The 12,700-nt window shown below is 71.6% G+C and carries 12 protein-coding genes; 3 read left to right on the top strand and 9 right to left on the bottom strand.

Annotation, left to right across the window (positions count from 1 at the left end; translation table 11 throughout):
- Positions 1-159: 159 nt before the first annotated feature.
- Both MQN93_RS32460 and MQN93_RS32455 read left to right on the top strand, forming a co-directional pair.
- A complete protein-coding gene (locus MQN93_RS32460) occupies positions 160-846 on the top strand; it encodes a DUF5995 family protein (RefSeq protein WP_016434194.1) in 687 nt (228 codons plus the stop codon).
- Between the two features lie 89 nt (positions 847-935).
- On the top strand, positions 936-1,865 hold the full coding sequence (locus MQN93_RS32455; RefSeq protein WP_242712364.1) for an LLM class F420-dependent oxidoreductase: 930 nt from the start codon (positions 936-938) through the stop codon (positions 1,863-1,865).
- 11 nt (positions 1,866-1,876) lie between these two features.
- On the opposite strand, the gene MQN93_RS32450 is transcribed toward MQN93_RS32455, so the two are convergent.
- Entirely contained in the window at positions 1,877-3,592 is a 1,716-nt protein-coding gene (locus MQN93_RS32450) for a flavin monoamine oxidase family protein (protein WP_242712363.1), read from the bottom strand.
- Positions 3,593-3,651: 59 nt separating this feature from the next.
- Positions 3,652-4,440, bottom strand: a complete 789-nt coding sequence (locus MQN93_RS32445; protein ID WP_242712362.1) for a carbon-nitrogen hydrolase family protein — start codon at positions 4,438-4,440, stop codon at positions 3,652-3,654.
- A gap of 295 nt (positions 4,441-4,735) precedes the next feature.
- Between MQN93_RS32445 and MQN93_RS32440 the strand changes: the two genes are divergently transcribed.
- On the top strand, positions 4,736-5,278 hold the full coding sequence (locus MQN93_RS32440; RefSeq protein ID WP_242712361.1) for a hypothetical protein: 543 nt from the start codon (positions 4,736-4,738) through the stop codon (positions 5,276-5,278).
- A gap of 19 nt (positions 5,279-5,297) precedes the next feature.
- Here MQN93_RS32440 and MQN93_RS32435 read toward each other — a convergent pair whose 3' ends face one another.
- From MQN93_RS32435 to rpe, 7 genes are all read right to left on the bottom strand, one after another.
- Complete coding sequence (locus MQN93_RS32435; RefSeq protein WP_242712360.1) at positions 5,298-6,506, bottom strand: MFS transporter; 1,209 nt, start codon at positions 6,504-6,506, stop codon at positions 5,298-5,300.
- A gap of 149 nt (positions 6,507-6,655) precedes the next feature.
- Entirely contained in the window at positions 6,656-7,108 is a 453-nt protein-coding gene (locus MQN93_RS32430; RefSeq protein ID WP_016434200.1) for an Lrp/AsnC family transcriptional regulator, read from the bottom strand.
- 10 nt (positions 7,109-7,118) lie between these two features.
- On the bottom strand, positions 7,119-8,618 hold the full coding sequence (locus tag MQN93_RS32425) for an amino acid permease (RefSeq protein WP_242712359.1): 1,500 nt from the start codon (positions 8,616-8,618) through the stop codon (positions 7,119-7,121).
- Between the two features lie 223 nt (positions 8,619-8,841).
- Positions 8,842-10,284: a GuaB1 family IMP dehydrogenase-related protein gene (locus tag MQN93_RS32420; protein WP_242712417.1), complete on the bottom strand. Its 1,443-nt coding sequence runs from the start codon at positions 10,282-10,284 to the stop codon at positions 8,842-8,844.
- Between the two features lie 128 nt (positions 10,285-10,412).
- On the bottom strand, positions 10,413-10,730 hold the full coding sequence (locus MQN93_RS32415) for a barstar family protein (RefSeq protein ID WP_242712358.1): 318 nt from the start codon (positions 10,728-10,730) through the stop codon (positions 10,413-10,415).
- 86 nt (positions 10,731-10,816) lie between these two features.
- Positions 10,817-11,860, bottom strand: coding sequence for a sugar-binding transcriptional regulator (locus MQN93_RS32410; RefSeq protein WP_078516590.1), 1,044 nt, complete (start codon positions 11,858-11,860; stop codon positions 10,817-10,819).
- 90 nt (positions 11,861-11,950) lie between these two features.
- Positions 11,951-12,637 (bottom strand): ribulose-phosphate 3-epimerase, encoded by a 687-nt coding sequence (gene rpe / locus MQN93_RS32405; RefSeq protein ID WP_242712357.1) that lies wholly within the window; start codon positions 12,635-12,637, stop codon positions 11,951-11,953.
- Positions 12,638-12,700 lie beyond the last annotated feature (63 nt).

Raw genomic sequence — 12,700 nt, 5'->3', positions numbered from 1 at the left:
GCCGCGCCGGCGCTCGGCCCTGCGTGCGGCCAGTCGCTGGGCACGTAGGCCTGCCACGGTGCTGCTCCCCCTCCCCCGGCGGCGGATGCGTTCCCCCGATCCGGGGAAGCGTCGGACCTGCCGCCACTGCGCCCAGCCTAGGACTGGGACCCTTCCCCCATGGCGCAATTGGAACAGTTCACCCCATCCGTAGACGCGGTCGTCTCCCGTTTGCGCTCCCTGGACGCGATCCTTCCCGCACGGGACGGGATCGCCGTCTTCAACCGCGTCTACCTCGTCGTCACCGAGGCGGTCGACCGGCGCATCGACGCCGGACGGTTCCCGGACGCGCGGGCCGCGACGACGCTGGACGTACGGTTCGCGGAGCGCTATCTCGCGGCCGTCGACGCCGTGGCCGACGGGCGGCGCCCACCCGCCTGCTGGCGGCCCCTGTTCCAGTTCCGCCGCCATCCCGGTGTACGTCCCCTGCAGTTCGCGCTCGCGGGCATCAACGCGCACATCGGCCACGATCTCGCGCTCGCCGTCGTGGACAGCTGTCGTACGTTGAACTGCGAACCGGTCGACCTGGAGGACGAGTTCGACCGCGTGGGCGATCTCCTCGTCCTGCTGGAGGAGCGCATCCGCGACGATCTGATGCCGGGCCCCGATCTGCTGCAGATCGCCGACCCGCTCACCCATCTGCTCGGCTCCTGGAGCCTGGAGCGCGCCCGGGACGCCAGCTGGTCCGCGGCGCGGGCCCTGTGGGCCCTGCGTCAACTGCCGGACGTGGCCGAGGAGTTCACCGAGCGTCTGGACGCCGCCGTCGGCTTCGCGGGCCGCATGCTGCTCACCCCGCTCCCGGGCTGAGGACCGGCCGCCGTGCGACCCGATCCCGCAACTGCTGGATGAACGTTGTACGTTCGACACCGCTGGACCTTCTGCAAAGGAGCACAGGCATGGCGGTCGCGCTCGGACTCGGGCTTCCTCAGACCAGGCAGTACCACCTCGGCCGCGACATCCCCGACGTGGCGCGGGCCGCCGAGGCGACCGGCTACGAGAGCCTGTGGGTGTTCGAACGGATCCTGTTCCCCGAGCCGGCCCGTCAGGGCCTGTACGGCGTGGACGGCCTGCCCTGGCCGGACCACTACCGCGGCGCCGCCGACCCGCTGGTCACACTGACGCTGGCCGCCGCGGCGACCCAGCGGGCCCGGCTCGGCACCAGTGTGCTGGTGGCCCCGCTGCACGGGCCGTTCCAGCTCGCCAGGACGCTCGCCACGCTGGACGCGGCGAGCGGCGGCCGGGTCGTCGCGGGCCTCGGCACGGGCTGGTCGCACGACGAATACGCCGCCGCTTCGGTGCGGCCCTTCGAGGAGCGCGGCCGGACCCTCGACGAGGTGATCGCGGTGTGCCGGGCGGTATGGGGCCCCGACCCGGTGTCGTACGACGGTGACATCACGCGGATCGCTCCCTCGGTGGTCGGCCCCAAGCCCGCCCGGCCGATCCCGGTCCTGCTGGCCGGCTCCAGCAGGAAGGCGATGACCCGGCTCGTCGACCACGCGGACGGCTGGCTGCCTGTGGCCGCGGGCGTCGATCAACTGCGCGCGCAGCGGCGGCAGTTGGAGGACCTGGCCGCCGAGCGCGGCCGCACCCGCCCGATCCGGACGGTCCTGCGCGCCAACGCCCGCCACTCCGCACGGGCCCACGAGAACGCCGGCCGCCGCCCCCTGCACGGCAGCGTGGACCAGATCGTCGAGGACCTCGCCGCCTACGCCGCCACCGGCCCGGACGAGATCATCGTCGACCTCCAGAGCACCCTGCGCGACGCCCACGAACTCCAGGACGTCGCAACGGAGGTGTACGAGAAGGCACGCGCCGCCGGGATCTAGGACTCGCTGCCCTAGTCCTCAGGCAACTCCACCGGCGCGATCTCGTCGTACACGTCCCCCGGCCCCGGGTTGGTCGCGTCCGTCCCCCCGCCGAAGTGGTGCATGACGCCCCACACCGCGTTCAGCGCGGTCTGGACGGCGCCCTCGGCCCAGCCTGCCGTCCAGGAGATGTCGTCGCCGGCGAGGAAGATCCCCCGCTTGTCCTCGGGCAGCCGGTCCTGCATGAAGTGCGTGAACAGGCGGCGCTGGTAGCGGTAGTGGCCGGGCAGGTTGGCCTTGAACGCGCCCATGAAGTAGGGCTCGTTCTCCCAGGAGACGGTCACCGGGTTGCCGATGATGTGCTTCCTGATGTCGACCTTCGGGTAGATCTCGCCGAGCGACTTCAGCATGACCTCCATCCGCTCGTTCGCGGACAGCGGCAGCCACTTCAGGCTGTCGTCGCACCAGGTGTAGGAGAGGCAGATGACGGCGGGCCTGTCCGGCCCGTCGTCGAGGAGGTAGGTCCCGCGCGTCATACGGTCGGTGAGCGTCATCGACATGACGTCACGCCCTGTCGGGTTTCCCCTGTCGTCGACGGCCTTGTCGAGCCAGAACGGCCGGTCGACGGGCACGAACAGCTTCGAGGACTCCATGTAGTGGGTGCGCTCGATCGCCGTCCAGTGGTCGATCGGGAAGAGCGAGTCGTCGCAGGCGATCTTCGACAGCAGCATCCAGGACTGGGCCGTGAAGACCGCCGCCCGGTAGGTGCGGATGTCGCCGTCCGCGTCGGTCACGGTGATCCGGTTGCCGGCGGTGCGGTCGAGGCGGGTCACGGCAGGGCGGGGTCGGCCGTCGGCGTGCAGGGACTTCAGGGACGTCCCGTACGGCCAGTGCACGATCTTCTCCGGCTCGCGCTCCCACAGCCGCTCCGGCAGCTGCTGGGAGCCGCCGACGATGCCGCGGTGGTGGTCGTCGGCCTCGGTGTAGACGACCCGCAGGATCTCCAGGATGGAGTTGGGGAAGTCGGTGTCCCAGCCGCCGGTGCCGAAGCCGACCTGGCCGAAGATCTCGCGGTGCCGGAAGGACCTGAAGGCCTCGGAGTCGCAGAGGAAGCCGTAGAAGGTCTGGTTGTCGAGCTTCTCGACGAGCCTCGCCCAGATCTCGCGGATGCGCGGCACGTCGCGCTCGCGGATGGCGCGGTTCATGTCGGAGAAGTCGGCACCCTCTTCGAGGCACCGGTTCCAGGCGTCGGCGACGTCGCGGTAGACCTGCGGCAGGTCGTCGATCGTCTCGGCGTAGTGCGACTCGCCCTTGAGGTCGACGACCGTCGAAGGCGTCGTCTCCGCAAGGGGGTTGGGGAAGGCCCGGGTCTCGAGGCCCACCAGGTCGATGTAGTGCTGCAGGGCCGTGGAGGACGGCGGGAAGCGCATGGCGCCCATCTCGGCCGTCAGCCCCTCGGTGCCGGCGCCCTCGAAGCCGACCGTCCGCAGCCGTCCGCCGATCTTGTCGGCCTCGTAGACGACGGGCTTGAGGCCCATCTTCATCAGCTCGTACGCGGCGACGATGCCGGACAGGCCACCGCCGACGACCGCGACCTCGGCGCCGTGCTCGGTCGCCGGTATCTGGCCGAGGCCCGCGGGGTGGGCGAGGAAGTCGTCATAGGCGTAGGGGAAGTCCGGGCCGAACATGGTGATCGGCGGCTGCTGCTCGTCTGCGTGCTCGACGGCGTTGGGCACGGTGGACGTCATGGGGTACGGACTCCTTGCGGGGACGAACTCGGGGATGCTCGCGGGGTGTGCGGGGGGGGTCAGACGAGGGACCCGTACAGGCCGGGGCGGCGATCCTTCAGATACGGGTTGGCCTCGCGGGAGGCGGCGAGGAAGGCGGGGTCGGCGTCGGCGACGACGAGTTCCTCGCCGCGTCCGGCACGGGCCCGGGCGATCCCGTCGGGACCGGCCAGCGCGGAGAGGCCGAAGAACTCGAACTCCCCTTCCTGGCCGACCCGGTTGGCGTAGGCCACGTACATCTGGTTCTCCCAGGCCCGCACCGGGATCATGGACTCGGCGACCAGCTGGAACGGGTGCATGTTCGCCGTCGGGACGAGCAGCAGGTCGGTGCCGGCCAGGGCGTGGGCGCGGACGTACTCCGGGAACTCGACGTCGTAGCAGATCATGAGCCCCACGGTCAGTCCGCCCAGCACGGCCTGGACGACGGCCTGTTCGCCCGGCGTGAAGTGGTCGCGCTCGAAGCCGCCGAAGAGATGGGCCTTGCGGTGGTTCATGAGGCGGTCGCCGGTGGCGGAGATCAGCTGGGCGGAGTTGTGGACCGTGCCGCCGTCGCGCTCCGGGTAGCCGTAGGCGATCGCGAGGCCGTGCCGGGTGGCGAGGTCGGCGATCGCGTCCGCGGAGTCGCCGTCGGCCGGCTCGGCGAGGCGGGCGATGTCGTCGCCGATCGCGTACCCGGTCAGGAACATCTCCGGCGCGGTCAGCAGCGCGGCGCCCGCTGCCGCGGCACGGCCCGCTGCGGCGTCGAGGACCTTGAGGTTCTCGGCGACGGAGCCGGGGCGGCCGGAGCTCTGGAGCAGGGCGGTACGCATGCGTGTTCCTCACCGGTACAGGTGCGTGTGGGGGGCAATTAGACGGTACGGTCGCCTGCCGCGGACCGGCAAGAAGGAGCTGTTGCGCGCCGGTGAGCGGTTCATTGCGTACGAGGCCCCCCGGGCGGCGATTCGTTGCGCACCCCGGGGCGGAGATCTGCTCCTCCCGGAGGCGCAGCCCGCGGCCTGGCCCCCGCCGGGCGGCGGAGAGGCGATGCCGACCCGGGCGCGATGTGGGCCGGGCGCCCCGCCGGGACAGTGGTGAGCGTCCGCTTCACCTGCAGAAAGGACCGTCATGCAGCGTCGTACGAAGATCGCCGTGCTCGGGGCCGTGCTCCTGCTCGTCACCGGGGCGACGGGGTCCGCCGCGGCGTACGGGACCGACGGCCACCCGCGGCAGGAGGCCGCCGCGCTCACCGGCACCGCGAAGCTGTACCGGGCCGCCGGGGACGACATCACCTTCACCTTCGACGCGCATCTGGCGGCGAAGGACCACGACAACCCGCTCGACGCCACCGGCACCTTCCGGTGGAGCCACTACGCGGCGAACGGCGAGGGCGGCTGGGCGAAGGCCCGGGTCGACTGCCTGGTCACCGGAGGCAAGGTGGCCGTCGTCTCCGGCGTCATCACGGACACGGACCTGGACGGGGTGAAGGGCCACCGGGTCGGCATCAGCGTCCACGACACCGCCGGCACCGACCGCCTCGGCTACAGCTGGGCGGCCACCGAGAACATGGGCCCGAAGGACCTCCCCAAGTGCATCAGCTCGGCCCCCTTCGAGAGGGTCAAGCAGGGCACGGGCGACTTCAGGGTCGTGCCGTGGCAGCCGGACTTCTAGCGCGCCGACCGGTGGCGCCCTATGGGACGCCCCGTCGGCCCCGTGACGCTCTCCCCAGCACCAGTAGCGCCGCCGTCATCAGATACGGCGTCGCGAACAGCGTGAAGGTGGTGCTGTGTGCGGCTCGGGTCTCGACGGCCGCGTACAGGCCGTAGACCGCGACCGTGGCGAGGTCGCTGCCCAGGCCCGCCACCGAGGTCAGCGTGGCGCGGGCGGTGTCGTCGATGCGGCGTTGCAGGCGTACGTCGGCCAGTACGGTCGCCAGCTGGAAGCCGCCGAAGGCGACGGCCACCAGGGTGAGGGCGAGCGGGGTGCGCGTCGCGGCACCCAGGGCCAGGGCGAGCGCGGCGATCGTGAGGACCACCGCCAGCCCCGCGGTGCCGAGGCGCTCGCACCGCCCGGCCAGCAGACTCCCGGCCGTCGCTCCCGCCCAGATCAGCAGGAGCAGATACGGGACCGTCGCGTCGCCCACGCCGGTGTCCCGCACCAGCAGCGGCGTGTACTCGTCGAGCGCCTCCCACACGGCCCCCACCGCCGGGACGAGCAGCAGCGCGCCCCGCAGCGAGCGGTCGCGGCGGACCTCGGCCAGCCCGTCCCGCAGGGTCGCGGCCCAGCCCTCACCCCCGGCCTCGGGCGCCGGCCGGTCCTCGGGGAACCGGGTCGCCGTCACCGCGCTCGCCAGACAGGCCAGCACGCTCGCCGCTCCCACGGCCGGATAGCCGCCCCAGGCGAACACCGGCCCGGCCAGCGCCAGGGCCGCCATGATCGCGACATGCCCCGCGGCCCTGGCCCGGCCCATGATCCGGGCGTAGTGCTCGGCCGCGCCGAGCCGCTCCAGCTCGTCGTACACCAGCGCCTCCAGCGCACCGGAGCCGAGCGCTCCGCGCGCGCCCCACAGGAAGAAGCCGAGGGCGAAGGCCCCGTACGAGGGAGTGAGCACCCACAGGGTGAAGCCGGCCGCGGTGAGCAGCGGGCCGAGCCAGAGCAGCACGCGCCGGGACACGGCGTCGGCCCAGGCGCCGGAGGGCACTTCGAGCAGTACGCCGGTGAGGGACCAGATCGCGAAGAGGGAGGAGATCTGCCAGACCGAGAGGCCGGTGTCGCTGAACAGCAGCGCGTACACCGGGTAGAGCAGGACGAAGTCGTCGAGGAACGCGTAGCCGTACAGCGTGGCCGTGAACCGGCGGACGCCGGCGGTGGCGGGCACACGCGCAGGTGAGAGTGTCATGAGGCCTTCCCGCAGGGACGGATCGGATGCCGGATGTACGGCGTCCGAGGCGGCCCTCGGGAGGCGCGGCTGGTGGATCAATGTCGCCAGGTCATGACACCGATGGTAGGCGCAGCCGGCGCGGGCGGGCGCGGAATTTCGCCGGGCGGTTACGTCGGCGAACCGGACGAGAAGCGGCGCAGCAGGGGCGAGAGCACCAGCACGGACTTGGTGCGCTCGACGAACGGCTCCCCGGCGATGCGCTCCAGGACCCGCTCGAAGTGCCGCATGTCGGAGGCGAAGACCTGCGCGACGGCGTCCGCGTCGCCGGTGACGGTGGAGGCGGCGACGACCTCCTGGTAGCGCTCCAGGCCTCGCCGGATGGTCTCCGGCGAGGTGTTGTGCCGGCAGTAGATCTCGACGAACCCCTCGGTCTCCCAGCCGAGGGCACCGGGATCCACCCGTACGGTGAAGCCGGTGATGGCCCCGGTGGCGCGCAGCCGGTCCACGCGCCGTTTGACGGCGGGCGCGGACAGGCCGACGAGTTGCCCGATGTCCGCGTAGGAGCGGCGGGCGTCCTCGGCGAGGGCGTGCACGATGCGTTCGTCGAGATCGTTCAGCACTGCTGGTCGTTCACTTCTCTTCTGGCGCGGCGACTTCCGGAGCGGGAACCGCAGGCGTGGCAAGGCGGGAACGGCGGTAGCCGTACCCGAAGTAGAACACGAGCCCGACCGCCATCCAGACCCCGAACACCACCCAGGTGACCGCGGACAGACTGCCCATCATCCAGACGCAGAAGGCGAGGCCGAGGGCCGGCAGTACGGGCGAGAGCGGGACGCGGAAGGTGCGCGGCATGGCCGGGCGGGTCCGGCGCAGCACCACCACGGCGACGTTGACCAGCGCGAAGGCGAAGAGCGTGCCGATGCTGGTGGCGTCGGCGAGCTGGCCGAGCGGGATCGCGGCGGCGAGGACGCCGCAGAACAGCGAGACGATGACGGTGTTGGCGCGGGGCGCTCCGGTCTTCGGGTGGACCTTCGCGAACACCTTGGGGGCGAGCCCGTCGCGGGCCATCGCGAACAGGATGCGGGTCTGGCCGTAGAGCACGGTCAGCACGACGCTCGCGATGGCGATGACCGCGCAGGCGGCGAGCAGGGTGCCCCAGAAGCTCTGGCCGGTGACCTCGCGCATGATCTGGGCGAGCGCGGCCTCCGAGTCGGAGAACTGCCGCCAGGGCTTGGCGCCCACGGCGACGGCGGCGACGAGGACGTAGAGCGCCGTCACGATGACCAGCGACAGCATGATCGCGCGGGGCAGGTCGCGCTGGGCGTTCTTCGCCTCCTCGCCGGCGGTGGAGGCGGCGTCGAAGCCGATGTAGGAGAAGAAGAGGGTGGCGCCCGCCGCGCTGACGCCCGCCATGCCCAGCGGCATGAAGTGCGCGTAGTTGCCGGACCGGAAGCCCTGGATGCCGATCGCGCAGAACAGCACCAGCGCGGCGATCTTCACGGCGACCATGATCGTGTTGGCGCGGGCGGACTCCTTGGCGCCGCCCAGCAGGAACACCATCGCCAGCAGGACGACGATCAGCGCGGGCAGGTTGAAGATGCCGCCGTCGCCGGGCGGGGCGGACAGGGCGTCGGGGATGGTGACGCCGATGGTCCCGTCGAGCAGTTCGTTGAGGTACTCGCCCCAGCCGACCGCCACCGCCGCGACCGAGACGCCGTACTCCAGGATCAGACACCAGCCGCAGATCCAGGCGATCAGCTCGCCCATCGTTGCGTATGCGTACGAGTACGAGGACCCGGCGACCGGGATGGTGCCCGCGAGCTCGGCGTAGGACAGGGCCGAGAAGAGCGCGGTCAGGCCGGCTATCACGAAGGAGAGGGTGACGGCCGGACCGGCCTTGGGCACGGCCTCGCCGAGGACGACGAAGATGCCGGTGCCGAGGGTGGCACCGATGCTGATCATGGTGAGCTGCCACAGCCCGAGGGAGCGCCGCAGGCTCCCTCCCTCACCCTGACCGCCCTCCGCGACCAGGCGCTCCACCGGCTTGCGGCGCATGAGGCGCGCGCCGACGCCCGGGGACGGCGGGGCGTTGGTGGTGCGGTCGTGCGGGGGTGCGCCTTGGTCGAGCACGCGCTGACTCCTTCGTCACTGCGGTCAGGGCGGCGGGAACCGGCGGCGTCCCTGCGTCTGCAGGGACCCACCGAGCGGGGTCCCCGCCACGCCACGTACAGCGCATGACCCTACGGGTCCGGGCTTCACGGGCGTAATGCAGCAACCTTGCATGTGCGCGCAAGATCGTTGCGTTCCTCTCGGCGGGGGTGCCCATTCGTTGCACACGGGGACCCCCGTCCGTTCAGCTCCAGCTGGCGTGCAGGGGCTTGCCCTCCGCGTAGCCCGCGGCGCTCTGGATGCCGACGACGGCCCGCTCGGCGAACTCCTCCAGGGAGTTGGCCCCGGCGTAGGTGCAGGAGGAGCGGACGCCCGCGATGATCGAGTCGATGAGGTCCTCGACGCCGGGGCGGGCCGGGTCGAGGAACATCCGGGAGGTGGAGATGCCCTCCTCGAACAGCGCCTTGCGGGCGCGGTCGTAGGCCGACTCCTCCGACGTGCGGTTGCGGACCGCGCGCGCGGAGGCCATGCCGAAGGACTCCTTGTACAGGCGGCCGTTCGCGTCCTGCTGCAGGTCGCCCGGGGACTCGTAGGTGCCCGCGAACCAGGAGCCGATCATCACGTTGGAGGCGCCGGCCGCCAGCGCCATGGCGACGTCGCGCGGGTGGCGGACACCGCCGTCGGCCCACACGTGCTTGCCGTACTTCTTCGCCTCGGCGGCGCACTCCAGGACGGCGGAGAACTGGGGCCGGCCCACGCCGGTCATCATGCGGGTGGTGCACATGGCGCCGGGTCCCACGCCGACCTTGACGATGTCCGCGCCCGCCTCGATCAGATCCCGTACGCCCTCGGCGGCGACGATGTTCCCGGCCACGATCGGGACCTGCGGGTCGAGTGCCCGCACCACCTTGATCGCGCCGATCATCGACTCCTGGTGGCCGTGCGCCGTGTCGATGACGAGCGTGTCGACGCCCGCGTCGAGCAGCTGCTTGGCCTTGCCCGCGACATCGCCGTTGATCCCCACGGCGGCGGCGATGCGCAGTCTGCCCCGCGCGTCGGTGGCCGGTGTGTACAGCGTGGCGCGCAGGGCGCCCTTGCGGGTGAGGATGCCGGCGAGGCGGCCGGCTTCGTCCACGGCCGGGGCGTAGCGCCGGTTGGCCGCGTCGAGCCGGTTGAAGGCCTCGCGGGGGTCGATTCCGGCGTCCAGGAGCAGCAGGTCGCGCGACATGACGACCTCGAGCTGGGTGAAGCGGTCGACGCCGGTCAGGTCCGCGTCGGTGACGACACCGACGGGCCGGCCGTCCCCGTCGACGACGACGCCCGCGTTGTGCGCACGCTTGGGCAGCAGGGCCAGCGCGTCGGCGACGGTCTGGTGCGGGGAGAGCACGATCGGGGTGTCGAGCACCAGGTGGCGGCTCTTGACCCAGGAGACGACCTCGGTGACGACCTCGATCGGGATGTCCTGCGGGATGACCACGAGGCCGCCGCGCCGGGCCACCGTCTCGGCCATGCGACGGCCTGCGATGGCGGTCATGTTGGCGACGACCAGCGGGATCGTGGTGCCCGTGCCGTCCGGGGAGCTGAGGTCCACGCCCTGCCGCGAGCCGACCGCACTACGGCTCGGGACCATGAAGACGTCGTCGTACGTCAGGTCGTAGGCGGGCTGGATGTCGTTGAGGAAACGCACGTGCTGCACATCCCAGTCGATCAGAGGTGGCCCCCGGACAGGTCAGCCAGGGGGAAGAGCACGTACTTCATTGTCCCATGTCGGCTGGAATGCGATGCCCGGGCAGATCGTCCAGGCTGGTCAGAGGGTCACTTGGAGGATCCTCCGAGAGCCAGTGCCACCGAGAGCGCCGGGGTGCGGTCGGCCGCCTCGGCGAACACCTCCTGGGCCGTCCCCCATTCGTCGGGGCGCGCCTCGGCGTAGGGCCGCCAGCCCCGTACGACGACGAGCAGCCCCCGCTCGACCGCGCCCTCGGGCCACAGGGCGCGGTCGGAGAGGCTGTCGGCGAGGGCGTCCCAGTTGCGACCGAACCAGTCGGGCAGCCCGAGGGCACGCGCGCAGCGGTCCATCAGGCCCGCCTTGTCCGTGACCCCGTCGAGGTCCAGCGTGACGACGAGCTCCGTCATCCGTTCTCCGCCCTGAACGATTCGTGGGTGGTGCCGCGGCACCATGTCGGCGCTGCCACCGCGGCCGTACGCCTGCTGACCTGCCGTCAGGGGCCGTCGGGGTCCGACCTGTTGAGAGCGGACCTCGGGGTGGGGCCCGAGGTCATCAGGACGTCCGCGGCGGAGGTGTCCGTCACCAGGCTGGTGACGAGCCCGGACCGCAGCACCGCGTCGATGGCGGCGGCCTTGCGCGCACCGCCCGCGATCGCGACGACCTCGGGGATACGGCGGAGCTGGTCGGTCTTGACCGTGATGCACCGCTCCCCCAGGTCCCGTCCGACCCTGCGGCCCTCGCTGTCGAAGAGGTGCGCGGACATCTCGGCGGCGACTCCGAGGGAGGCGTAGTGCGCGCGCTCCTCGTCGCTGAGCATGTCGTGCACCGTCGAGATGCCCGGCTCCCAGGAGCCGATGGAGACACAGGCGACCGTGACCTTGTCGAAGTACTCGAAGGCGCGGGCGATCCCGGTCTGGTTGCGCAGCGCGGAGGCGGTGGCCGCGTCCGGCAGCAGCATCGGCGCGTAGATGGGGTGGGCGTCGCCGCCGGACACCTGGGCGGCGCGGCGCACGGCCTCGACGGACCCGCGCTCGGCCGTCCCGGCGTCGTAGACACCCGTCAGCTGCACCACCGTGCACGGCGGCAGCCTGTCCAGGGCCGCGGCCATGTGGATGGTGGAGCGGCCCCAGGCGAGGCCGAGCACGTCGCCCTCGTTGACCAGCTCGCCGAGCAGGTCGGCGGCCACCTCACCGAGGTTCTCGGGGTCGGGCGACTCGTCGATCTCGGCCGGGGACTCGACCACCACCGCGTGCCTGAGGCCGTAGCGGGCGCGCAGCGCGTCGGAGCGCTCCGCGTCCAGCTCGGCCGGGACACGGATCTCGATGCGCACGAGGTCCCGCTCGAGCGCCGTCTCCAGGACCCGGGCCACCTTGAAGCGGCTGACGCCGAACTCCTCCGCGATCTGGATCTTGGACTTGCCCTCGAGGTAGAAGCGGCGGGCCATGGCCGCCGCCTGCACCAGCTCAGCGGGTCCCATCCGTACTGCTGACCGGCCCGCCGTCATACCCGACACGGCGATCTCCTCACTGCTGTTCACGCACTGGATTCGCCGTTCATCCTTGCAGATCCGGCGTACTTGATCCGCCCTGATGGGCGGCGTTCACGTAGCTGTTCACGTTCTGGTCGGTCAGTGGTCGCATGCCCAGGACGCCTTCGATGTCGCGTTCTCGGCCCGGGCGCGCAGTGCGCGGACCGCTTCGGCCGGGTCGTCGGCGCCGTAGACCGCGGATCCCGCGACGAAGACGTCGGCGCCCGCCTCGGCGCAGCGCTCGATGGTGGAGGCCGAGACACCGCCGTCGACCTGCAGCCAGAGCTCCAGGCCGTGCTTGCTGATCAACTCGCGGGTACGGCGGATCTTCGGGAGCATGATGTCGAGGAACGCCTGCCCGCCGAAGCCCGGCTCCACGGTCATGATCAGCAGCATGTCGAGCTCGGGGAGCAGGTCCTCGTACGGCTCGATGGGCGTCGCGGGCCTGAGCCCCATGGACGCGCGGGCGCCCTTGGCGCGGATCTCCCGGGCGAGCCGCACCGGGGCGGTGGCCGCCTCGACATGGAAGGTGACGGATCCGGCCCCCGCCTCGACGTACTGGGGCGCCCACCGATCGGGGGCCTCGATCATCAGATGGCAGTCCAGCGGGGTGTCCGTCGCACGGGCCAAAGACTCTACGACCGGCACACCGAGCGTGAGGTTCGGGACGAAATGGTTGTCCATCACGTCGACATGGAGCCAGTCGGCTCCCTCGACCGCCCTCGCCTCGTCCGCGAGGCGGGCGAAGTCGGCGGACAGGATGCTGGGATTGATCTGCGCTGCCATGCCCCAAGCCTGCCATGTCCGGGCACGTTTGTTCGCGCCGGTCCGGACCCAGGGCGTTCTTCG

The sequence above is a fragment of the Streptomyces spinosisporus genome (assembly GCF_022698145.1).
Taxonomy (GTDB): Bacteria; Actinomycetota; Actinomycetes; order Streptomycetales; family Streptomycetaceae; genus Streptomyces; species Streptomyces spinosisporus.
This window is presented reverse-complemented; position numbering and strand designations above follow the sequence as displayed.